The 21506-nt window shown below is 72.5% G+C and carries 20 protein-coding genes; 12 read left to right on the top strand and 8 right to left on the bottom strand.

Going from position 1 to position 21506, the window contains the following annotated elements; genetic code table 11:
- Position 1: 1 nt before the first annotated feature.
- On the top strand, positions 2–1090 hold the full coding sequence (locus AB0M39_RS02775) for a DUF2330 domain-containing protein (protein ID WP_365359394.1): 1089 nt from the start codon (positions 2–4) through the stop codon (positions 1088–1090).
- A gap of 14 nt (positions 1091–1104) precedes the next feature.
- Positions 1105–1776, top strand: coding sequence for an O-methyltransferase (locus AB0M39_RS02770; RefSeq protein ID WP_365359392.1), 672 nt, complete (start codon positions 1105–1107; stop codon positions 1774–1776).
- 472 nt (positions 1777–2248) lie between these two features.
- On the opposite strand, the gene AB0M39_RS02765 is transcribed toward AB0M39_RS02770, so the two are convergent.
- Positions 2249–2959, bottom strand: coding sequence for a hypothetical protein (locus AB0M39_RS02765; RefSeq protein ID WP_365359389.1), 711 nt, complete (start codon positions 2957–2959; stop codon positions 2249–2251).
- A gap of 66 nt (positions 2960–3025) precedes the next feature.
- Here AB0M39_RS02765 and AB0M39_RS02760 point away from each other — a divergent pair, with 66 nt between their 5' ends.
- On the top strand, positions 3026–3292 hold the full coding sequence (locus AB0M39_RS02760; protein ID WP_365359387.1) for a hypothetical protein: 267 nt from the start codon (positions 3026–3028) through the stop codon (positions 3290–3292).
- A 150-nt stretch (positions 3293–3442) separates the two neighbouring features.
- On the opposite strand, the gene AB0M39_RS02755 is transcribed toward AB0M39_RS02760, so the two are convergent.
- Positions 3443–4717 carry a glycosyltransferase gene (locus tag AB0M39_RS02755; protein ID WP_365359385.1) on the bottom strand — a complete coding sequence of 425 codons (1275 nt, stop codon included), beginning with the start codon at positions 4715–4717 and terminating at the stop codon, positions 3443–3445.
- A 417-nt stretch (positions 4718–5134) separates the two neighbouring features.
- On the opposite strand from AB0M39_RS02755, the gene AB0M39_RS02750 reads away from it, so the two are divergent.
- Together AB0M39_RS02750 and AB0M39_RS02745 are read left to right on the top strand one after the other, a co-directional pair.
- Entirely contained in the window at positions 5135–5467 is a 333-nt protein-coding gene (locus AB0M39_RS02750; RefSeq protein WP_365359383.1) for an antibiotic biosynthesis monooxygenase, read from the top strand.
- A 66-nt stretch (positions 5468–5533) separates the two neighbouring features.
- Positions 5534–6031: a GNAT family N-acetyltransferase gene (locus AB0M39_RS02745; RefSeq protein ID WP_365359381.1), complete on the top strand. Its 498-nt coding sequence runs from the start codon at positions 5534–5536 to the stop codon at positions 6029–6031.
- A gap of 42 nt (positions 6032–6073) precedes the next feature.
- Here the strand turns inward: AB0M39_RS02745 and AB0M39_RS02740 are convergent, their stop codons facing one another.
- Complete coding sequence (locus AB0M39_RS02740) at positions 6074–8122, bottom strand: MDR family MFS transporter (RefSeq protein WP_365359379.1); 2049 nt, start codon at positions 8120–8122, stop codon at positions 6074–6076.
- A gap of 155 nt (positions 8123–8277) precedes the next feature.
- Between AB0M39_RS02740 and AB0M39_RS02735 the strand changes: the two genes are divergently transcribed.
- A complete protein-coding gene (locus AB0M39_RS02735) occupies positions 8278–9243 on the top strand; it encodes a peptidoglycan-binding protein (protein WP_365359377.1) in 966 nt (321 codons plus the stop codon).
- Between the two features lie 999 nt (positions 9244–10242).
- The gene (locus tag AB0M39_RS02730; RefSeq protein WP_365359375.1) at positions 10243–10917 is read left to right on the top strand and encodes an HAD-IA family hydrolase; all 675 of its coding nucleotides are present in this window, start codon (positions 10243–10245) and stop codon (positions 10915–10917) included.
- An 85-nt stretch (positions 10918–11002) separates the two neighbouring features.
- Here AB0M39_RS02730 and AB0M39_RS02725 read toward each other — a convergent pair whose 3' ends face one another.
- Complete coding sequence (locus AB0M39_RS02725; protein ID WP_365359373.1) at positions 11003–11584, bottom strand: TMEM165/GDT1 family protein; 582 nt, start codon at positions 11582–11584, stop codon at positions 11003–11005.
- Between the two features lie 250 nt (positions 11585–11834).
- Positions 11835–12569, bottom strand: a complete 735-nt coding sequence (locus AB0M39_RS02720) for an ABC transporter permease (RefSeq protein WP_365359371.1) — start codon at positions 12567–12569, stop codon at positions 11835–11837.
- A gap of 165 nt (positions 12570–12734) precedes the next feature.
- On the opposite strand from AB0M39_RS02720, the gene AB0M39_RS02715 reads away from it, so the two are divergent.
- From AB0M39_RS02715 to AB0M39_RS02695, 5 genes are all read left to right on the top strand, one after another.
- Positions 12735–13388 carry an HNH endonuclease family protein gene (locus tag AB0M39_RS02715; RefSeq protein ID WP_365359369.1) on the top strand — a complete coding sequence of 218 codons (654 nt, stop codon included), beginning with the start codon at positions 12735–12737 and terminating at the stop codon, positions 13386–13388.
- A 205-nt stretch (positions 13389–13593) separates the two neighbouring features.
- On the top strand, positions 13594–15285 hold the full coding sequence (locus AB0M39_RS02710; RefSeq protein ID WP_365359367.1) for an alkaline phosphatase D family protein: 1692 nt from the start codon (positions 13594–13596) through the stop codon (positions 15283–15285).
- A gap of 97 nt (positions 15286–15382) precedes the next feature.
- The gene (locus tag AB0M39_RS02705) at positions 15383–17407 is read left to right on the top strand and encodes an FAD/NAD(P)-binding protein (protein ID WP_365359365.1); all 2025 of its coding nucleotides are present in this window, start codon (positions 15383–15385) and stop codon (positions 17405–17407) included.
- Between the two features lie 96 nt (positions 17408–17503).
- On the top strand, positions 17504–17950 hold the full coding sequence (locus AB0M39_RS02700) for a DoxX family protein (protein ID WP_365359750.1): 447 nt from the start codon (positions 17504–17506) through the stop codon (positions 17948–17950).
- Positions 17951–18210: 260 nt separating this feature from the next.
- Positions 18211–18849, top strand: coding sequence for a VTT domain-containing protein (locus AB0M39_RS02695; protein ID WP_365359363.1), 639 nt, complete (start codon positions 18211–18213; stop codon positions 18847–18849).
- Here AB0M39_RS02695 and AB0M39_RS02690 read toward each other — a convergent pair.
- The 3 genes from AB0M39_RS02690 to AB0M39_RS02680 are packed head-to-tail and all read right to left on the bottom strand — an operon-like array spanning position 18809 to position 21502.
- Positions 18809–19069 carry a DUF2277 domain-containing protein gene (locus AB0M39_RS02690; RefSeq protein ID WP_365359361.1) on the bottom strand — a complete coding sequence of 87 codons (261 nt, stop codon included), beginning with the start codon at positions 19067–19069 and terminating at the stop codon, positions 18809–18811. The genes AB0M39_RS02695 and AB0M39_RS02690 overlap by 41 nt on opposite strands.
- 25 nt (positions 19070–19094) lie before the next feature.
- The gene (locus tag AB0M39_RS02685) at positions 19095–20222 is read right to left on the bottom strand and encodes a hypothetical protein (RefSeq protein ID WP_365359359.1); all 1128 of its coding nucleotides are present in this window, start codon (positions 20220–20222) and stop codon (positions 19095–19097) included.
- The gene (locus AB0M39_RS02680) at positions 20219–21502 is read right to left on the bottom strand and encodes a CHAT domain-containing protein (protein WP_365359357.1); all 1284 of its coding nucleotides are present in this window, start codon (positions 21500–21502) and stop codon (positions 20219–20221) included. The genes AB0M39_RS02685 and AB0M39_RS02680 overlap by 4 nt, the downstream gene beginning before the upstream one ends.
- Positions 21503–21506: the final 4 nt, after the last annotated feature.

Raw genomic sequence — 21506 nt, 5'->3', positions numbered from 1 at the left:
GGTGCTGACGGTCGTCCTCGCCCTGGTGGCGCTCCAGCTCGGGTCGTTGATCAGCCCGGCGTACGCATGCGGCTGCGGGGCGATGGTGCCGGGCAGGCAGGCCCAGATGGCCGTGCGGCAGGAGACGTCCGTGGTCGCCTGGAACGGCCGCACCGAGCAGATCGTCATGCGCTTCACGGTGGACGGGAACGCGCCCGAGGCGGCCTGGATCATGCCGGTGCCCAGCAGGGCGGAGGTCGAGCTCGGGGACCGGGCGGTCTTCGACGAGCTGTACGAGGTCACCGCTCCGGTGCACCGCGAGCGCCGCTACTTCTGGCCGCGCTCCCACGACTGGCCCTTCGGCTCGGACTCGGACTCGGCCGCCGACGGCGCCATGCCGGGCGCGCCCGCCCCGGACGCCGCGGCGGGGGTCGGCGTGGTCGGCCGGGAGCGGCTCGGTGACTTCGACGTCGCCAGGTTGACGGCGACGGATCCGGACGCGCTGCGCGAGTGGCTGGAGGAGAACGGCTTCGAGCTGCCGCCGGGGCTGGCGCAGGAGCTTCAGCCGTACGTCGACCAGAAGTGGGAGTACGTGGCCGTGCGGCTGGCGCCCCAGGAGAAGGGCTCGGGCGTGGTGCTGCGGGGCACGCTCGACCCGCTGCGGCTGAGCTTCGCCAGCGACCGGCTGATCTACCCGATGCGGCTGTCGCGCCGGGCGAAGGTGGCGCAGGACCTTCAGCTGTACGTCCTGGCGCCGCACCGGATGGAGCCGCGCGGCTCGATCGGCGGGGACGAGCCCGAGGTGACGTACGCCGGGAAGGTCTCGTCGTACGGCAGGCTGAGCACGCTGACGGGCGGCGGCGCGACCTTCCTGACGGCGCTCGAGCAGAGCTTCCCGGAGCCGGGGCGGATCGACGGGGACCACGAGCTGCGGGCGGCCGACGAGGACGCGACCTTCCAGCGGGTGATCTGGGAGGAGGAGCTGCTGACGGTGGCGGGAGCGCCGGCGTGGCTGCTGACGGTCGGCGGGGCGGCCGCCGCGCTGGCGGCGGCGCTCGTCCTACGGGCCAGGGCGCGGCGGCGCGCACCGGTGCCGTCGCCGGCGCGCTGAAATAGGTTGGCTTCATGACTCAGGAGCAGTGGACCGCGGTAGACCGCTACATCACCGACCTGCTGTGCCCGGACGACCAGGCGCTGAGCTCGGCCCTCGCCGACAGCGAGGCGGCGGGCCTCCCGTCGATCGCGGTGGCCCCGAACCAGGGCAAGCTGCTGCAGCTGCTGGCCCAGCTCCAGGGCGCCCGCACGGTCCTGGAGATCGGCACGCTGGGCGGCTACAGCACGATCTGGCTGGCCAGGGCGCTGCCCAAGGACGGCAGGCTGATCTCCTTGGAGTACCGCCCCGCCCACGCGGAGGTCGCCCGGGCGAACATCGCCCGGGCCGGCCTGGACCGCGTCGTCGAGATCCGCACGGGCGCGGCGCTGGAGACCCTGCCGAAACTCGTCGCCGAGCCGGGCGCGGGCCCCTTCGACCTGGTCTTCATCGACGCGGACAAGGAGAACAACCCGCGCTATGTGGAGTGGGCGCTGAAGCTCACGCGCCCGGGCAGCGTGATCATGGTCGACAACGTGGTGCGGGGCGGCGCCGTCCTGGACGAGCAGAGCGAGCAGAAGGCGATCACGGCGACGAGGGAGATGTTCGAACTGATCGCCAGGGAGCCCCGCCTGAGCGCGACGGCGGTCCAGACGGTGGGCACGAAGGGCCACGACGGCTTCCTGCTGGCGCGGGTGACGTCCTGACGCGTACGAACGCGTGAGGGTGTGCCCCCGCGCGGGGTACGACCGGGACCCGCGCCGGCGGGGCGAGGAGTCGCTCGAAGACGACTTCCCGGGAAGGCGGTTCGCGAGGAAGGACCTCGAGCCTGAGCGAGCCGAGGCTGGACCTGCTCGCCCGCCAAACGCCGAACGCCTGCAATGCCGCCCGGCGCTTCGGGAAACCGGACGGGGAGTCATGAACCGTCTCGGCCGATCCTATTCACCTGGGTGTCGGCTGCGCTCACGGCCCTTTGCACCTGCTCGGGTGATCTTCGCTTACGACACGGGCGAAATGGTAGGGATTCCATCGCTGAGACAGAAAAATGGTTTCTGTCCTATGGCCATGGGTGACATGACACGCCTGCGAAGCGCACTTCATCGAGCGCGTCCAGCGTGGTCACTCCACAACCAGGAGGATTCTGTGAGCAGGAAAACGGTCCGACGCTCCCGCGCGCGATCAGCAACGATGGTTTCTGCTGGCTTCATTGCCATAGCTCTCAATGTCGTCCCGAGCACGGTGGCCGTCGCCGACGCGATCCACAGGTCTGGCACCGACAGCAACGTGGCGCTGCCCGGACCGAACGGCGCCCAGAGCGCCGACCTCGACTTCGGCTTTGGTTTTGACCACGGCCACGAGCACGGCCCCGGCCCCGACCACCACCACGGCCCCGGTCCCGACCACGGACCGAACGGCGAGCCGGGTCCGCAGGGCCCCCAGGGCCCCCAGGGCGCTCAGGGTGCCGACGGAGCGCAGGGCGCTGACGGCGCGCAGGGTGCGGACGGCGCGCAGGGCGCCGACGGAGCCCAGGGCGCGGACGGTGCACAGGGTGCCGACGGCGCGCAGGGCGCCGACGGAGCCCAGGGTGCCGACGGCGCGCAAGGTGCTGACGGAGCCCAGGGCGCGGACGGTGCACAGGGTGCCGACGGCGCGCAGGGCGCGGACGGTGCCCAGGGTGCCGACGGTGCACAGGGCGCGGACGGCGCGCAGGGCGCTGACGGAGCCCAGGGTGCCGACGGCGCGCAAGGTGCTGACGGAGCCCAGGGCGCGGACGGCGCGCAGGGTGCCGACGGCGCGCAGGGCGCTGACGGAGCCCAGGGTGCCGACGGTGCACAGGGCGCTGACGGCGCCCAGGGTGCCGACGGCGCGCAGGGCACCCAGGGCTTCCAAGGTTTCCAGGGCTTCCAGGGCTTCCAGGGCACTCAGGGTGCGCAGGGCACCCAGGGCGCCCAGGGCGTGGTCGCGCTTGACACCTACGTCGCGCAGGACAGCGAGGACTTCGTCCTAGGCGTAGGCGTAACCGCGACTGCCCTGTGCACCGGCAACGACGTTGCGACCGGTGGCGGATTCCAGTCCAGCACCGGCCTCCTCACCGTGAACGTCACCGACAGTCAGCCGGTCTTCACCGGCACCGGCCCGGCCACGGGGTGGCAGGCCAGCGCCACAGCCACCGTCGCCGGCACGTTCACCGCCTTCGCGATCTGCCACGACGTAGAACCGTAATTCCGGTGTGAGCGGTGGCGCGGTACGGCCGTCCGCTTCATCTGGGGCTTCCTGGTCTCGTACCCCTCCCCCCGGTGGGACGACCAGGATCGCGTAAGGCGCGGCGCCCGGCGAGAATGCCATCTCGCCGGGCGCCTCGTGCGTCGATCCCTAGACCAGCAGCGGTCCGCCGCACCGCGGGGTGTCTTCCTTCATCGCGATGAGGTTCGCCACCACGTAGGAGATGTTGTTCTTGGAGTGCCAGTCGGTCGGGAAGTAGGTGACCAGTCGTGACTTCTGGAACCGGGCCTCGATTTCCGGCACGAACGCGCGGTACTGGTTGTCCGTGTAGTACCAGAAGGAGTTCTCGTTGTAGAAGGCGACGTGCGTCGGGTCCTGGTGCGCACCGCGGCCGTCGGAGCTGGGGGTCATGCTCAGGAGCATGCCCCCGGGAGCCAGCAGCCGGTACAGCTCGTTGATGAGCGGCACCTTCGCGGGCACGTGCTCGAGGAAGTCCACCGCCCGCATCAGGCCGACGGAGTTGTCGGGCAGGTCCATCTTCTCGGGCAGCGTCGCGACGATGTCCACGCCCTCCCCCGGATACTGGTCCACGCCCAGGTAGCCGGGCGGCTTCCGGTGGGCTGCGCCGAGGTCCAGTGCGAGCAGACCATGCCGATGGGTCCAGGCGAGGGCGTTGGCCTCGATGTACTTGTCGTACAGGGCGACCGTCTCCCGCTGGATGTGCGCGTTGATCTCCGAATCGCGCTGTGTGTTCGCCTTGTGGATCCGCTGGAGGTACAGGCACGTGGGGATGTGGTGGAAGTCGCCGGCCTGGAAGAGACGGCACATCAGATCCTGGTCGTCCAGGACCGTGCGGGTGGCGTCGTACCCGCCGACCTTCTCGTAGCTCTCCTTGCGGAATGCCCGCACATGGTTGGGCGCGTACCAGATGTAGGAGACGTTGTGCGGGGTCGGAGCCATGGACATGACTTGCAGGAGCTTGCGGCCGTCGACGCTGACGTCCTCGTAGTGCCACCCGTGCTTCTCGTTGAAGCGGGACTCGTCGCGCTTCCCGTCCTCTGTGATCTGGGCGGTGTTGCTGTAGACGAAGACAACGTCGGGGTGCGCGTCGAATGCCTTGCCGAGCTCCGCCAGGCACGCCTTGGCCAGGAGATCGTCGTGGTCGAGTTCCACGAGGATCTCGCCCCGCGCCAGCTCGCAGGCCCTGCGCTTCGCCGCTCCGACCCCGTGGAGCTCGTCCGCGATCTCCACGCGGACACGCTCGTCGGGTCGCTCCGGCCGCCACCGGGCGCCGTTGTTCAGCAGGACGATCCACTCCCAGTCCGGACAGGTCTGGGCCTGCAGGGTCGCCAGGCACTCATCGAGGAAACGGGGTCGGTGGCTGGGAGTGAAGACGGAGAACCTTGGTGTCGCAGTCGACGTCATCTGGAGTTCCCTGCTTGGCTCGATGTCGATGTGGGGGTGGGTGAAGCGCGATGCGGAGTGGGGATTTGACTGGCCTCAGGCGGCTGGCACGGAGAACCTGCGGGCGACGCCGACGTCACTGCTGATCCACCGTCATCTTCACCAAAGTAACGAGCAACTCATATGACGCCACGAATCGTCGGGGAGTGGGGGCGTACAGACCACCCGAATGTACGCATCGCGGGAGTGGCGCAGAAACCGATGCCACAGACTTCGCCCTTTCCCCGTTCCTTTGCGCCTGGAATTCGGAACTCGCCTGCGCATAGTCCCGTCGTCCTGATCGCTCCCTTCGCCGTCCGGGGGTTGTCCCAGACCGACCTCGCTGAGTCCTGCCGGCCCGATGCGAAACGGTCGACGCCATACGAGAGGATGGGCGCCATGAGCATCGTCAAGATCAACGTCCTCACCGTCCCGTCCGAGCAGCGCGAGGTCCTCGAGAAGCGGTTCGCCTCCCGTGCCGGGGCCGTGGAGAACTCCGACGGCTTCGAGTGGTTCGAGCTGCTCCGCCCCGTCGAGGGCACCGACCAGTACCTCGTCTACACGCGCTGGCGCGACGAGGCCTCCTTCCAGGCCTGGATGGAGGGCTCCATGCGCGCCTCCCACGGCGCCGCGAGCGGCGAGGGCGAGGGCGGCGAACGGCCGAAGCCCGCCGCCTCGGGGTCCACGCTGTGGTCGTTCGAGGTCGTCCAGCAGGCCGCTCCCAAGGAGTAGTCCGCCCGCCCGCGCCCCGCGGAAATCGTTGGCCCCGGGGCCGGACGGTCAGGTACAGAAGTCGTCATGAACGGCTGGACCATCGCCCCCGAGGCGTACGACTCCCCCGACGCGGTCGCCCTGCGCCGCGACTACTACGACGAGGTCGCGAGCCGCTACTGGAAGCGGCCCGCGACCTGCGAGGAGATCGACGAGGGGCTCACGGGCGACGGCGTCGAGCGACTCGTGCCGCCCACCGGGCAGTTCCTCGTCGGGCGCCGCGGCGCCGAGCCCGCGGCCTGCGGCGGGGTGCTGATGCTGGACGGCGAACGCGCCGAGCTCACCCGCGTGTTCGTACGGCCCGCCTTCCGCGGCGCGCGGGGCGCCGCGCTGCTGCTCGACGCCCTGGAGGCGGCCGCGCTCGGGCTCGGCGCCCGGCGCATGGTCCTCAACACCCGGCTGGATCTGATCGAGGCCCGCAGGCTGTACGTCCGGCACGGCTACGCCGAGATCCCCGCGTACTGCTCGGGGCCGTACATGGACATCTGGTACGGCAAGGAGCTCGGGCCGCCGAAGGCCGCCTAGACCCGCCTGGACCGAGTGGTCGCGCCTCGTACTCCGGCAGGATCAGACCGAGTGGTCGCGCCGGGGCGGCGGGCTGTACGGCCGCTCGTGGTCCGAGCCGCAGAGCTCCGCGTTCAGCTCCCGCACCAGCTGCACCAGGTCCGTCGGCCGGTCCGGGCCCCACCAGTCGCCCAGCAGCTCCGACAGGGACTCCTCGCGCGCCTTCGCCAGCCGCACCGCCGTCTCCAGGCCGTCGTCGGTCAGGAGCAGGTCCAGGCCCTCGCGGCGGGCCAGGCCCCGCTCCTCGATCTGGCGGGCCGCGTCGAGGACGGCGCGCACCGGGACCGCGGTGGACTCGGCGAGCCGGGCGGGCTCCACCATGCCGTGCCGGCGGATGCGCAGCAGCAGCCAGCTGGCCGCGGGCAGCAGGTCGTACCCCGCCTTCTCGGTGATCTCCTCGTAGATCTCCCGCCGGCCCTCCCGTGAGCCGAGCACCGACAGCGCGCGGGCCACCTCGTCGTGCGAGGAGCGCTCGACCGGGTTGGAGGCCAGCGTCTGGCTGGTGTCGGGGGCGGTGACCGAGCCGCGCAGCTTGTCCTCCTTCAGGAACCAGGACACGAGGAAGGCGACGGCCACGACCGGCGCCGCGTACAGGAACACGTCGGTGATGGCCGTCGCGTAGGCGTCCAGCGCCGAGGGCTGGAGCGTGGAGGGCAGTTCGGCGATGGCGCGCGGGTCGGCGGCGAGCTGGTCCGCGCTTACGTCGGGGGGCGTCGGCTGTCCGGCGAGGGCCTCGGCGAGCTTGTTCTCCAGCTGGTTGGTGAAGACCGTGCCGAAGACGGCGACGCCGAAGGACGCGCCGATGGAGCGGAAGAAGGTCGCGCCGGAGGTGGCGACGCCCAGGTCGGCGTAGCTGACGGAGTTCTGCGCGACCAGCACCAGGACCTGCATGACCAGGCCGAGTCCCGCGCCGAAGACGAAGAAGTACGCGCTCGTCTCCCAGGTGGAGCTGTTCGCCTCCATCCGGTGCAGCAGGAGCAGGCCGATCGCGGTGACCGCGGTGCCGAGGATCGGGAAGACCTTCCAGCGGCCGGTGCGGCTGACGATCTGTCCGGAGCCGGTGGAGGTGAGCAGCATGCCGAGCACCATGGGCAGCATGTGCACTCCGGACATGGTCGGGCTCACACCCTGCACGACCTGGAGGAACGTCGGCAGATAGGTCATCGCCCCGAACATCGCGAAGCCGACGACGAAGCTGATGAACGCGACCAGGCTGAAGGTCCGGATCCGGAAGAGCTTCAGCGGCAGCACGGGCTCGGCCGCGGCCCGCTCGACGTACACGAAGACGACCAGGAGCACCGCGCCGAGCACGGCCAGGCCGATGATCTGCGCCGACGCCCAGTCCCAGGTGGCGCCGCCGAGGGAGGCCACCAGGACCAGGCAGGTGGCGACGGAGGCGATGAGGAAGGTGCCGAGGTAGTCGATGGTGTGGCGGGTCCGGCGCACCGGGATGTGCAGGACGGCGGCGATGACGACCAGCGCCACGACGCCGACGGGCAGATTGACGTAGAAGACCCAGCGCCAGGTGAGGTGCTCGGTGAAGAAGCCGCCGAGGAGCGGGCCGAGGACGCTGGTCGCGCCGAAGACCGCGCCGAACAGACCCTGGTACTTCCCGCGTTCGCGCGGCGAGACGATGTCGCCGACGATCGCCATGGAGAGCACGATCAGTCCGCCGCCGCCCAGGCCCTGGAGCGCGCGGAAGCCGATGAGCTGGGGCATGTTCTGGGCGGCGCCGCAGAGCGCGGAGCCGATCAGGAAGATGACGATGGCGGTCTGGAAGAGCTTCTTGCGGCCGTACTGATCGCCGAGTTTGCCCCACAGCGGGGTGGCGGCCGTCGCGGCCAGCAGATACGCGGTGACCACCCACGACAGATGATCCATGCCGCCCAGCTCGCTGACGATGGTCGGCAGCGCGGTGGCGACGATGGTCTGGTCCAGTGCGGCGAGCAGCAGCCCGAGCAGCAGGGCCCCGATGGCGAAGAGGACGGTCCGCCTGCTCTGCCCCTCGCCCGGGGCCGGGCTCGCCTCCTCCACAGCTGCCTCCCGAGCCATGGGCGACTCCCCTTTGCGCTTGCTGCCGCTGCGCTGTCTTACTCCATCGTGGTGGCTCTGGCCGGTTCTGGCCTGCCGAAAAGAGGCGGGGTCCCGTTGGGTCGCGGGGAGGGCAGTTGCATAATCCTTGGCAATCCAAGGGGAGGGGACCCGCGATGAGCGGACATGCGTGCCCACAGTGCGGTACGCCGCGGGGCAGAGACGGCGGCGCCGGGGCGGGCTGCGACTGCGCCGAGCGCGCCGCGGACGCGGTGCAGGCGGAGAGACGGGCCGAGATGGCGGCGGCGGAGGACTTCAACCCGCTGCGGATACGGCCCTATGTGACGTTGGAGGCGCAGGGGTCGCAGGAGGTGCCGGGGTCGCAGGAGCCGCCGCCCGCGCCGCCGGTGCTGCCCGCGATGACGTCGGCTCCCTCGGAGCGGGAGCTGGACCTGCCGTCGGCGCTGACGACGGTCCCGATCCCGCTCCAGCAGGCGGACCCGGCCTCCCTGGAGGAGCCCGTGACGCTCCAGCGCGGCGAGCCGCCTCGCCGCCGGCGGCCCCTGACCTGGCTGTTCGCGGGCGCCGCGGTGGTCGTGGTGACCGGCACGGCCGCGTTCGCCGGGGGCCTGTTCGCCGGGGACGACGAGCCCGAGCGGGCCCTGCCGGACCGGGCGACGAGCACGCCGAGCCTGAGCGCCGCGCCGGACGCGCCCTCGGCGTCGCCGAGCAAGTCCGCCGGCCCGTCGCGCAGCCCGTCGGCGTCCAAGTCCGCCTCCCGTACGCCGTCGGCGACCCCTACGCCGTCGCGCACGGCCCCGACCACGTCCGCGCCCGCCCCTACGCCGACCACCCCGCCGCCCACGACGCCGCAGCCCACCGCGACGACCTCGCAGCCGCCGACCGCCAAGCCGCCGTCGGGAACCCTGCGCCGCGGCGACAGCGGCCCCGAGGTGGCCGAGCTCCAGGAGCGCCTGGCGGCGGTCTGGGCGTACGGCGGTCCGGTGGACGGCCAGTACAGCCAGAGCGTCGAGGACTCGGTCCGCTGGTACCAGTGGGACCGCGGCGTCAGGGGCGACCCGGAGGGCGTCTACGGCCCTAAGACGCGCCGCGAGCTGGAATGGGAGACGGAGGAGGACTGAGGCGGGGCCCGGGCGGGCGTGCGGGGGGCGCGGGTGGGGGGGACGCGCCACGCCGCGGGACGCGGACGGGGGGACGCTCCACGCCGCGGGACGGGGGCAGGCGGACCGTGAGATGCGGGAAGCGGATCGGCGTACGCGGTACGCAGGACATGGCGCGCGGAGACGCGCCGTCCGCAGGACGCGGGCAGGCGCACGCGGCACGCATACACGGTCCGGCAGGGCGCAGGACGCGGCAGGCGGGCAGGCACGCTGAAAGGCACACGCAGTCCGCAAGACGCGGCAAGGCGGGCTCACGGACAGGTGCCCGCAGGACGCGGAATAGCGCACACGGTCCGTAGGACGCGCCACACGGCACGCAGCCCGCAAGACCCGGGACGCGGGTCGGCGTACGCAGTCCGCAGCACGCGGGAAGCGGCACCGCGTGCTCGGAAAGGCACCCGCGGCACGCGGTCCGCAGCACGCGGAAAGGCGCCCGAGGCAACGCCGTCCGCAGGACACGGCACGCGGACAAGCGCGGTCCGCAGGCCGCGGCAACGCGGGCACACGCAACAGCAGAGCAGGTCGCGGCACGCGGTCCGCAGACGTAGGACGCGGCACACGGAAGGCGCACACGGTCCGCAGGATGCGGCACGCCGTCCGCAGGACACGGCACGCGGGCAGGTGGCACGCCGTCCGCAGGACGCCGCGACACGAGCACGCGCAAAGGCGCAAGCCGTCCGCGGGCCGCCGCACGCCAGCAGGCGCGCACCGTCCGCCGTCCGCAGGACCCCCCGCGCCACGCGCCAGGAACACGCCGGCTGCCGGCCATACCGCAGCCGGCGTTCGTATGCCCGCTCGCGGTCGCCGTCCCGCCGACCCCCCACCCACCCCTTCGCCAAAAGCGATTGGCATCCGCGGCCCGTTTTTTGTATCGTGGGTGAACAAAGTGGTTCCGCCCGTGTTCCCTGACCGGCGGGCGGAACCGCCTTGCTCCCTTCCTCCACGCCCTGGAGTACGCCGATGCAGGCCGCCGTTCCGTCCGTCGTACTGACCGCCCGCGCCCTCCTGCTCGACATGGACGGCACCATCGTCAACTCGGACGCCGTGGTCGAGCGCTGCTGGCGCCGCTGGGCGGTCGAGCACGGGCTGGACCCCGAGGAGGCGCTCAAGGTCGTCCACGGCCGGCAGGGCTACGCCACGATGGCGGCGCTCCTCCCCGACCGCCCGATGGAGCAGAACTACGCCGACAACCGCGTGATGCTCGCCGAGGAGACCGCCGACGTCGAGGGCGTCGTGCCCGTCGCCGGCGCCCCCGCCTTCCTGGCCGCGCTCTCCGGGCTGCCCCACGCCCTGGTCACCTCGGCCGACGCGCCCCTCGCCCGGGCGCGGATGACCGCCGCCCGGCTCCCGATGCCGCCGGTCCAGGTCACCGCCGAGTGCGTCGGCGCGAGCAAACCGGACCCGGAGGGCTTCCTCAAGGGCGCGGCCGAGCTGGGCTTCGCGCCCGAGCAGTGCGTGGCGTTCGAGGACTCCGAGGCGGGCGTCGCCGCGGCCAGGGCGGCCGGCATGCGCGTGGTGGGCGTGGGCCCCCGCGCCAAGGCCCTCGCCCCGGACGCGCACGTCGACGACCTCACCGCCATCGAGGTGGCCGCCGGCCCGAACGGCCTGATCGAGCTCCGGATCACCGCCGCCTAAGGCCCCTGTGAACTCCGCCTGGCCGGGCGACCGCCCCGCTGCCCGGCCAGGCGGCATCCCCTAGCCGACCGCCACGAGCCGACCGCTAGGCGATCGCCTCGTACAGGCTGAACCCCGCCAGCGCCAGCATCAGACACGCGGCGATCTTCGTGATCAGCCGCAGCGGCACGTACTTCATCAGCGTCCGGCCGCCCAGGATCCCGATGCCCGCGACCGCCCACAGCGCCAGCACCGCGCCGAGGCCGACCGACAACGGGTCGTCGTAGCGGGCCGCGAGGTTGGCCGTCATGATCTGGGTCAGATCGCCGAACTCCGCGACCAGGATCAGCATGAAGCCCGCCCCCGAGACCTTCCAGAAGGACTGGTCGGCGGGCGCCTTGACACTCTCCCCGTCGCCGTCGTCCCTCTTCAGCAGCAGCATCAGCGCGCCCGCGAGGAAGAGCAGGCCCACCACCGCCTGCACGAGCCGCTGCGGCAGCAGCGTCAGCACGCTGCCCGCCGCGATGGCGAGCGCGACATGGACGGCGAAGGCGGCGGCGACGCCCACGAAGACGTAGGACGCGCGGTAGCGGGCGCCCAGCATCAGGCCCGCGAGCGCGGTCTTGTCAGGGAGCTCGGCCAGGAAGACGACGCCGAAGGTGATCGCCATGACGGTGAAGCTGATCATGGAATGAGGTTCCTCAATCGGTCGGGGCGCGGCCCTGCCGAGAGATCCTGACGCGCTCCAGGGGTCGCTTCGGCACGGCAGCGCCATCAGGACATGCATGGGCACTGCTGTTGCCGAAGGTCTCGCTGGCGGGCCGCGGTGCGGCCGCCTCCGGGCGCCGGCCGGGCCGAGGCCCAGCAGTATGTCGACGTTCCGGCGAAGAGCTACTCCCCTTCTGCTCCGATCAGGGTACGCGACGCCCCGCGCCCGCTCACTCCCGCCGCAGCCGCCCCCGCGCCACCAGCTCCAGCACGGTCGCGACCGCCACCGCCTGCACCGCCATCAGCGCCACCAGCACGAACAGCTGCACCGCCCCCGCCTCCACGGGCGACGCGCCGCCCAGCAGCATCCCGACGAACGCGCCCGGCAGTGTGACCAGGCCCACGGTCCTGGTCTGGTCGAGGCCGGGCAGCAGCGCGTCGGACGCGGGCGTGCGGGCCACCTCCATCCGCGCGTCGCGCTCCAGCAGCCCGAGCGCCATCCCCGCCTCGACCTCTCCGCGCCGCTGCTCCAGCTCGTCCAGCGCCCGCCGCCCGCCGAGCACGCTCGCGGTGAGCGCGCCGCCGATGAGGATGCCGGTCACGGGGATCAGCGCGATGCCCTTCACCGGCACGAGCCCGGTGAGCAGCAGCGCGGCGACGACGGGGGCGACGCCGGCGGCGATGGGCAGAGCGGCCCACCACCAGGTGCTGTTGGAGGTGATGCGCCGGCCCGCGGTGCGCACGGCGACGGCGTACATCAGCAGCAGGAAGGCGAGCAGCAGCGGGACGGACCGCACGACCCAGCCGATCACCAGCGAGACGGCGGCGAGCTGGACCGCCGCGCGGACGCCGGCGACGGCGATCTCACGCGAGCGCCCCAGGTGGGCGAGGGCGGCCACGGTCGCCGCGAGGGCCAGCAGTACGGCCAGTACGGCCCCGAACGTGATGTTGACCGGCAGCAGCACACGCCAACCCTACGACGCCCGGCGGGAGCTGTTGCTCCGTCAGAACACTTGATCTGACGTGCTCATGTCGTCACCCTGTTACCTGGCGCCCACCCGCCGGAAACCTGGCGCCATCACCATGGCCACGCCCCAATGGCCGAATCCCCCCACATCCAAGGAGTTCGCATGTCTGGTGTCTACGCGCGTCAAAGCCGCCGAATAGCCGTACTCGCCGCCGCCTCCGCCATCGCCGCCACGGGCCTGCTGGCCACCGCACCCGCAGCCCAGGCCTCGCCTCCCACCCCGGTCAGCGCCGCCACCGCCCGCACCTATCTGGGCCAGCTCACCGTGAAGGCGGAGGGCTCGTCCTCCGGCTACAGCCGTGACCTGTTCCCGCACTGGAGCACCCAGTCGGGCGCGTGCAACACCCGAGAGGTCGTACTCAAGCGCGACGGCTCCGGCGTCCAGCAGGACTCCAGCTGCGCGGCCGTCAAGGGCACTTGGTACTCCGAGTACGACGGCGCCACCTGGACGGCCGCCGCCGACGTGGACATCGACCATGTGGTGGCCCTCTCCGAGGCCTGGCGCTCCGGCGCGAACAGCTGGACCACCTCCAAGCGCCAGCAGTTCGCCAACGACCTGACCCGCCCCCAGCTGATCGCCGTCACCGACAACGTCAACCAGGCCAAGGGCGACCTCGACCCGGCGGAGTGGATGCCGTCGCGGACCGCCTACCGCTGTACGTACGCCCGGATGTGGGTGCAGGTGAAGCACCACTGGGGCCTGTCCGTCGACTCGGCCGAGAAGAGCGCGCTCCAGTCCGTGCTGAACGGCTGCTGACACGCTGCCGACCGGCCGCGGGCACGCTGCCGACGGGCCGCTGACCGGCTGCCGACGGACTGCCGACCGGTCGCGGGCTGGGCATCACGGGACCTCGACGGCCAGAAGGCTGAGAATCTCGCGGACGTTCACGCCCGAAGGCGCCGGAACCTGTTCGACCTCCTCCGTCGTTCCGTACCGTACGGGGCGACGGAGGAGGGCACACATGGCCGGGCTGCGCCTGGGACCACTGCTGAGATATGTCGACTGGGACACCGGCGCGAGGGCGACCGTCTGGGTCGAGGCCGACCGCCCGTGCACGGCCGAGGTCCGCTGCGCGGACGGTGCGCGGGGCAGCGCGCACACCTTCCAGATCCACGGCCACCACTATGCGATGGTGCTGGTGACCGGCCTGACGCCCGGCACGGACACGACGTACGAGGTGCTGCTCGACGGCCACCGCGTCTGGCCGCTCGCCGAGTCCAGCCTCCCGCCGAGCGTGATCCGCATGCCCGACGTGCCCTCGGGCGGCGTCGCCGTCTCCTTCGGCTCCTGCCGCTGGGCGGCCGCGCCCTACGGCGAGCACGACCCGGTCGGCCCCGACGCGCTCGACACGCTGGCCGCGAAGCTCGCCGCCGAGCCGGCGGCCGTCCGCCCGGACGTGCTGATCCTGCTGGGCGACCAGGTGTACGCGGACGAGACGTCCAAGGCGACCCGCCGCTGGCTGGCCGCCCGCCGCGATCTGGACGAGCCCCCGGGCGCGCAGGTCGCGGACTACGAGGAGTACACCCGGCTCTACTACGAGTCCTGGCTCGAGCCCAAGGTGCGCTGGCTGCTCTCCACCGTCCCCAGCTGCATGATCTTCGACGACCACGATGTGATCGACGACTGGAACACCAGCGCCGCCTGGCTGGCCGAGATGCGCGAGACCCCGTGGTGGCGGGAGCGGATCCTCAGCGGGCTGATGTCGTACTGGGTCTATCAGCAGCTCGGCAACCTCTCCCCCGAGGAGCTGCGGACCGACGAGCTGTACGCGGCGGTGCGGGGGACGCCCGACGGCACCGACCGGCTCAGACGCTTCGCCTCCGAGGCGGACGCCGACCCGGCCTGTGTGCGCTGGAGCTACCGCCGCGACTTCGGCCGCACCCGGCTGCTGATGGTCGACACGCGCGCCGCCCGCGTCCTGGACGAGCAGGAGCGGGCGATGCTCGACGAGGAGGAGGCGCTGTGGCTGCGCGACGAGGCGCTGGACGAGCCCGCGTCGTACGACCATCTCCTGATCGGCACCTCCCTGCCCTGGCTGCTGCCGCCGCTGGTCCACGACGCCGAGGGGTGGAACGCGGCGATGTGCCGCGGCGAGCGCGGCGCGCGGTGGGCGCGGTTCGGCGAGAAGCTGCGCCGAGCGGCCGACCTGGAGCACTGGGCCGCCTTCCCCTCCTCGTTCGACCGGCTGACGCGGCTGATCGCCCAGGTGGGCGGCGGACAGGACGCGCCGGCGACGGTGTGCGTGCTGTCGGGGGACGTGCACCACGCCTATATCGCGGAGCCCAAGTGGCTCGAGGACGCCGAGCCTCCGCGCGCCCGGGTGCTCCAGCTGACCTGCTCGCCGGTGCACAACTCCATCCCGAAGTCGATACGTCTCGGTTTCCGCTTCGGCTGGAGCCGGGCGGGCCGGCGGCTCGGCCGCGTCTTCGCCCGGCACGCCCGGGCGCCGCGGCCGCCGGTCAGCTGGCGCAAGTCCGGGGGCCCCTGGTTCGGCAACCATCTGATGACGCTGACGCTCCGGGGGCGTTCGGCCTCCCTCCGGCTGGACCAGGCGCGGGCGACAGGATCGCGCCAGAGTCCGGGCGCGCGGCTGGTGACCGTGGACGATCGGGAGTTGACTGCGGACCGTGACGCGCCGCGCGGCGGAGGGTGAGCCTTTCCCCCAAGGGGTTCGACTCTGGGCGCGCCCCCGGCATGATGAGCCGGACGATCCGCTTCCACGCGCCCTACATGCCCCGGGAGTTACCGTTTTGTCCACCGCTTCCCCCCACACCCACGCCCGCACCGTCGCCGTCGTGGGAGCGGGCCCCCGTGGCGCCTCCGTACTGGAACGGCTCTGCGCGTCCCTGCCCGAGCTGGCGCCGGGAGCCGAGCTGACCGTCCACCTGATAGATCCGGCCGCGCCGGGCCCGGGCCGCGTCTGGCGCACCGACCAGTCGGCCGAGCTGCTGATGAACACGGTGGCCTCCCAGGTCACCGCGTTCACGGACGACAGCGTCGACTGCGAGGGCCCGATACGCCCCGGCCCGAGCCTGTACGAGTGGGCGGCCGAGCACACCGACGAGGGCCTCGGCCCCGACGACTACCCGACGCGGGCGTGCTACGGCCGCTATCTGGAGTGGACGTTCCTGCAGACCGTGTGCGGCGCACCGGACACGGTGACGGTCAGGCTGCACCGGGCGCGGGCCGTGCGGCTGGAGGACGACCGCGAGCCGGCCGCCCCGTCGGCCCACCGGCTGAACCTCACCGGCGCACCCCGTCAGACGCTCACGCTCGACGACGGGACCGTCCTCAAGGGGCTCTGCGCGGTGGTCCTCGCACAGGGGCATCTGCCCGTCGTGCCCCGCCAGTCCCACGCGCATCTGGCCGCGTACGCCTCCCGTAGGCACCGGCGGCTGCGCTACTACGCGCCCGCCAACCCCGCGGACCTGGACCTGTCGGCCGTCGAGCCCGGGGAGCCGGCGCTGCTGCGGGGGCTCGGCCTCAACTTCTTCGACCACATGGCCCTGCTGACGACGGGCCGGGGCGGGGAGTTCGCGCGCACCGAGGCCGGGGAGCTCGTCTACCGTCCTTCGGGGCGCGAGCCGCGGCTGTACGCGGGCTCGCGGCGCGGGGTGCCGTACCAGGCGCGCGGCGACAACGAGAAGGGCGCCTCGGGCCGGCACGAGCCGCTCGTGCTGACCCCGCAGGTGATCGCGGGCTTCCGCGAGCGCGCGGACGCGGGCGATCCGCCGGACTTCCTGAGCGAGATATGGCCGCTCGTCGCGAAAGAGGTGGAGACCGTCCACTACGAGGCGCTGCTCGCCGCCTCCGCCGGCGGCGACGCCGTGCGCGATTTTCGGCCACGCTTCCTCGCCGCGCCGCACGGCGGCCCGCAGGAGGCGGCCGTGCTGGACGCGTTCGGGATCGCGGAGGCGGACCGCTGGTCCTGGGACCGCACGTCGCGCCCGCACGCGGGCCGCGCCTTCGACTCCCCCGCCGAGCACCGCGCCTGGCTGCTCGGCCATCTGCGCCGGGACGCCGCCCAGGCGGCCCTGGGGAACGTCGCCGGTCCGCAGAAGGCCGCCCTGGACGTGCTGCGCGACCTGCGCAACGAGCTGCGTCTGATCGTGGACCACGCCGGTCTGTCCGGGGCCTCCCGCCGCGACCATCTCGACCGCTGGTACACGCCGTTGAACGCGTTCCTCTCCATCGGCCCGCCGCGCCGGCGGATCGAGGAGATGACGGCCCTGATCGAGGCGGGCGTGCTGGAGGTGGTCGGCCCGCGTCTGGAGGTCGGGACGGCGGACGGGCTGTTCACCGCCGAGTCGCCCGACGTGCCGGGCTCCGCGGTCACCGCGACGACGCTGATCGAGGCGCGGCTGCCCGAGCCGGACCTCCGGCGGACCTGCGACGAGCTGCTGGGACGGCTGCTGAAGACCGGCCAGTGCCGCCCGCACGCCATCGACGGCTACGAGACCGGCGGCCTGGACGTGACGCCGCGCCCGTACCGTCTGGTCGACCGTCAGGGACGCCCGCATCCGAGGCGGTTCGCCATCGGCGTGCCCACCGAGGGCGTGCACTGGGTGACGGCGGCCGGCGCCAGGCCCGGCGTCGACTCGGTGACTTTGGCGGACGCGGACGCGGTGGCGCGCGCGGCGCTGCTCGCCCTCGACCCCGCCGGACATCTCGACTCCGCCGCGCGTCGGGACGCCGACGCACGCCGGGCCGCCGACCGGGTCCTGGACGCGGAGTCCGCCCTGTACTCCCTGACGGAATCCGTAGTTCCAGCATAATGTTGAACTTGCAAGTATCGATTAGGACTGCCTAGCCTAGGGCCCTCGTCGGTTCACGTCCCCAGCCGAAGGAGTCCCCCCATGGCGAAACTTCCCCTGTCCGCACGCCTCAACGAGGCCCAGCCGTACGCCCTCGGCGCCTTCCGCGTCGTCGTCGGCCTGCTCTTCGCCAGCCACGGCGCCCGGTCCCTCTTCGGCGTCCTGGACGGCGAGAGCATCCCGGCCGGCACCTGGCCCGGCTTCTACGCCGCGGTGATCGAGCTGGTCGGCGGCGCGCTCGTGCTGCTCGGCCTCGGCACCCGCATCGCCTCCTTCATCGCCTCCGGCTCCATGGCGTACGCGTACTTCACGGTCCACCAGCCCGAGTCGCTCTTCCCCGTGCAGAACGGCGGCGAGGGCTCCGCGATGTTCTGCTGGGCCTTCCTGCTGCTGGTCTTCACCGGCCCGGGCGCCTTCGCGCTGGACCGGCTGTTCGCCTCGCGCGGCGGAAGCCGGACCGCCGAGGACGAGCGCAAGGAGCAGGCCACCGCGGTCGCGGCCTGACCTCTTCCGTGCGAATCCGCACGAATCCCTGCACAGCCGTACGAGCACGCCGAAGCGCCCGGACCCGCACGCACCCGTCGTGAGGGTTCGGGCGTTTCGCGTCCGCGCAAGCGCGCCGCACCGGGACGTGAGGAGAACAACATCACCGCCCCCCGGCGATCTCGAGGCGAACCCCGGGCGTACGCTGTACAGCTGTCATGCCGCCCCGGCCGCACCCCTGCGACGTCGCGGCGGTGTAACGGACCTGGGGGAGTCACAACGTGCTCGAGAGTATGGGGTCGCTGACCGGCAGCCCATGGATTTACGCGGTTGTCGCACTATCTGTCCTACTAGACGTCTTTCTCCCGGTACTGCCCAGCGGAGTCCTCGTCATCACCGCCGCGACCGCGGCCGCGGCGGGCTCGACCACCGTCGTCGGCGCGGCCGGGCAGGTGCAGCGCGAGGTCCCCTCGCTGATGATCCTGCTGCTGTGCGCGGCCACCGCCTCCGTGCTGGGAGACCTCGTCGCCTACCGTCTCGCCTGGCGCGGCGGCGATCGCCTGGACCGGGCCATCGCTCGCTCGCGCCGCCTGACCAGAGCGCAGGATCGTCTCGGCACCGCGCTGAGCCGGGGCGGCGGCGCCCTGGTGGTCGTCGCGCGCTTCGCCCCCGCGGGCCGCTCGGTCGTCTCGCTCGGCGCGGGCGCGGCCCACCGCAAGGTGAAGGAGTTCCTGCCCTGGTCGGCCCTGGCCGGCCTGGTGTGGGCGGGCTACAGCGTGGGCCTGGGCTACTTCGGCGGGGCGTGGCTGGGCGCGGGCTGGATCGGCGCGGCGGTCTCGGTGCTCGCGCTGTTCGCGGCGGGGGCCCTGGCCGCCTATGTCATGCGGCGGCCGACGCAGACGGCTGAGCCTGCCGCTTAGCCGCGCCGCCCGCACCGCGCACCTCGAGCCCTTCGAGCAGCGCGCGGGTCGCCTCGGCGATCTCGTCGACGGCCTGCTCGAAGACCTCCCGGTTGTGCGCGGCGGGCGCGCGGAAGCCGGAGACCTTGCGCACGTACTGCAGGGCCGCGGCCCTGATGTCCTCCTCGGTGGCCTCTTCCGGGAGCACGGGCGGACGGAGAGTCTTGATGCTTCGGCACATGACCCCAGTGTCCGTCACCCGCGGGTCATCGGGCCATGGAGGCGAGGCTCAGCAGCAGATGCGCGGACTCGGGGTGCTGGAAGTCCGAGTGCGCGCCCGCGGGGGCGAGGCGGGTGCGCCGGCTGCCGCGGTAGAGCCCGCTGGCGTCCACGTTGACGATGCGGTGGTCCAGCTCGGCCGGCTCGTACGGCGTCTGGACCGGCCGGATCCGGGTGGTGAACTGCGGCACGGGCGCGACGGAGGCCCCCGCGTGGCCGATGCCCGGGGCGCCCTCGGCCCGTAGATGCCAGAAGCCGGTGGCCCGGTCCCAGCGGGAGTGGGTCAGCACGAGCGGGCCGCTCAGCGGCGCGCCGGGCCGGTCCCCGCCCGGGAAGAGCGTGGGGAAGAGCCGGTCGAACGCGTCGCGCGGCGCGGCCATCTGGAAGATCAGCGCGCTGTCGGCGGTGAACGGCCGCCGCGGGTCGGCCTTTGTGCTCCAGCCCAGCACCTGCGGCCCGGCCGGTCGCTCGGCCGACCGCTGCACGGCCTCGCACAGGAAGCGGCCGCCGAAGGAGTGGCCCACCAGATGCAGATACTGGCCGTTGCGGTTGGCCAGCACGGCCGGCGACCTGGGGTCGGCGCGGTGCGCGTCGAGGTAGCCCAGCAGATGCCCCAGGACATAGGGGGCGTGGCCGGTCCCGGGGCTGGACATGGCGTGGGCGCGGTCCCGGATCCTGCGGTAGCCGGCGAGGGTGGGCAGGCTGGAGGACGGCCAGCGCACGGCGACGCACCAGGGCCGGTAGCCCTGGCCGGCGGCGGCCAGCGGGGCGTAGCGCTCCGGGTGGCTCTCGTACAGCGTCCGCGCCTGCTGGACGAGCGCGGCCGCGGTCTTGGCGGCGGTCCCTGGGGCGGTCTGCCAGCCGTGGACGTAGACGTAGATGTCGCTCGCGCGGGCCGGGACGGCCAGATGGCGGGCGAGATGCTCGCCGAGCCGGGCGGTGGGGACGGGCGTGGCGGTGCCGGGGACGAGCAGCCGCCCCTTCTCGTCGAGGTCGACCGCGACGACTCTGGGCGGGGCGACTCTGGGCGGAACGGCGCGGGGCCGGCCGACGCGGGCGGCGCGGACTGCGGGGCGGGCGGGACGGGCGGCGCCCCGCCGGGGTCTGGGGATCACGAGGCGAGCTCCACTCTGCTGTCGATCCCGCAGTGCAGGGAGTACGTGAGAGCCAGCGGGTTGTGGAACTCACGCGCGAAGCGGCGCACCAGCGCCTGGGATATCTCTCCCGCCGTGCTGCCGCCGGCGAGATAGAGGTCGAGGAAGGCGTACGCGTACTCCGTGGCGAAGACCTGGGGAATCTCGATCTGCGGGCCGAGCACGCCGTCGGCGCCCAGGTCGATCAGCGCCTTGCCGAGGTGGTCCAGTTCGGGCGCGGCGGCCGCCTGGCCGGAGTGGCAGGCGTTGAGCAGGACGAACGGACGGAAGCGGGCGTCGTACAGGCCCCGGAAGCGGCGACGGCGACGGCGTACGAGCTCGGCGTCGATCTGGCGGTCGTCGGAGAGCCGGACCGCGAGGTGGGGGCTGGCCGAGCCGTTCTCGACGAAGTGCCCGTGGCACCAGAAGTACATGACGTCCTCGTCGAACACCGCGCCGGAGAGCGCGTCGAGGAAGGTCGCGGACTCGGTGTGCACGGTCAGATGCGACCGCTCCTCCAGGAGCTTGCGCACCTCGGGGGCCCTGGCCACGGTCTCCAGGGTGGAGTCGGTGTTGAGGCTCGCCACGGGGAGCGCGTGGGCGACGCCCGGTCCCTGGACCATCTGGTAGGAGCTGCCGGTCTGCTCCACCTGGTGCCGGTGGCCGAGGAAGGTGTTCCACACGTCCTTCTCGCAGCCGGCGGGCTCCACGGCCAGCATCGGCCACGGCAGGTAGACGTCCGAGTCGAAGCTGACGCGCAGCGGCAGATCGCCGGCGAGGGTGTCGGTGAGGAACGACCGGAACGACCTGAGCTCCAGGCTGTTGCCGTCGAGCAGGCTGTCGAGCAGGTCGCGGCCCTCCTCGGCGAGCTCCTCGGTCAGCCGGCGCGACAGCGCGGAGATGGGGGTCAGATCGGCGGCGTCGGCGAAGGGGAACGTGCCGTCGGACATGCCGTCGGCGTCGGTGAACTGATGGCGTACCAGCAGATCGCGCCAGACCGACCGGAGCCGGGCGGCGGCGCGCAGCACCGCGGTCTCGGTGATCTCCAGCTGGGCGCGGTGCAGCCGGGTCCGCGGGGACCGCTCGTCGGGCCGGAAGGCGGTGATGTGCAGCCGGTCCGTCTGATGGCGCCGCAGCGCGACGACGAGGTCGAGCGGCTCTCGGGTGACGAGGTCGGGCGGGGTGCTGCCGCGCTGGGGCGGCAGGGCGGTGTAGTCGAGCGACGGATTCTGCCGGATCTCGACCGCGAGATCTCTGGACATCGGT

It is taken from the genome of Streptomyces sp. NPDC051907 (assembly GCF_040681075.1).
Taxonomy (GTDB): Bacteria; Actinomycetota; Actinomycetes; order Streptomycetales; family Streptomycetaceae; genus Streptomyces.
This window is presented reverse-complemented; position numbering and strand designations above follow the sequence as displayed.

What these genes read in the sequence shown, in the direction of transcription:
- AB0M39_RS02680 (WP_365359357.1), bottom strand. Translation starts at nt 21,502, where the DNA reads ATGTCCAGAGATCTCGCGGTCGAGATCCGGCAGAATCCGTCGCTCGAC.
- AB0M39_RS02740 (WP_365359379.1), bottom strand. Translation starts at nt 8,122, where the DNA reads ATGGCTCGGGAGGCAGCTGTGGAGGAGGCGAGCCCGGCCCCGGGCGAG.
- AB0M39_RS02715 (WP_365359369.1), top strand. Translation starts at nt 12,735, where the DNA reads ATGTCTGGTGTCTACGCGCGTCAAAGCCGCCGAATAGCCGTACTCGCC.
- AB0M39_RS02710 (WP_365359367.1), top strand. Translation starts at nt 13,594, where the DNA reads ATGGCCGGGCTGCGCCTGGGACCACTGCTGAGATATGTCGACTGGGAC.
- AB0M39_RS02755 (WP_365359385.1), bottom strand. Translation starts at nt 4,717, where the DNA reads ATGACGTCGACTGCGACACCAAGGTTCTCCGTCTTCACTCCCAGCCAC.
- AB0M39_RS02770 (WP_365359392.1), top strand. Translation starts at nt 1,105, where the DNA reads ATGACTCAGGAGCAGTGGACCGCGGTAGACCGCTACATCACCGACCTG.
- AB0M39_RS02735 (WP_365359377.1), top strand. Translation starts at nt 8,278, where the DNA reads ATGAGCGGACATGCGTGCCCACAGTGCGGTACGCCGCGGGGCAGAGAC.
- AB0M39_RS02690 (WP_365359361.1), bottom strand. Translation starts at nt 19,069, where the DNA reads ATGTGCCGAAGCATCAAGACTCTCCGTCCGCCCGTGCTCCCGGAAGAG.
- AB0M39_RS02750 (WP_365359383.1), top strand. Translation starts at nt 5,135, where the DNA reads ATGAGCATCGTCAAGATCAACGTCCTCACCGTCCCGTCCGAGCAGCGC.
- AB0M39_RS02725 (WP_365359373.1), bottom strand. Translation starts at nt 11,584, where the DNA reads ATGATCAGCTTCACCGTCATGGCGATCACCTTCGGCGTCGTCTTCCTG.
- AB0M39_RS02730 (WP_365359375.1), top strand. Translation starts at nt 10,243, where the DNA reads ATGCAGGCCGCCGTTCCGTCCGTCGTACTGACCGCCCGCGCCCTCCTG.
- AB0M39_RS02745 (WP_365359381.1), top strand. Translation starts at nt 5,534, where the DNA reads ATGAACGGCTGGACCATCGCCCCCGAGGCGTACGACTCCCCCGACGCG.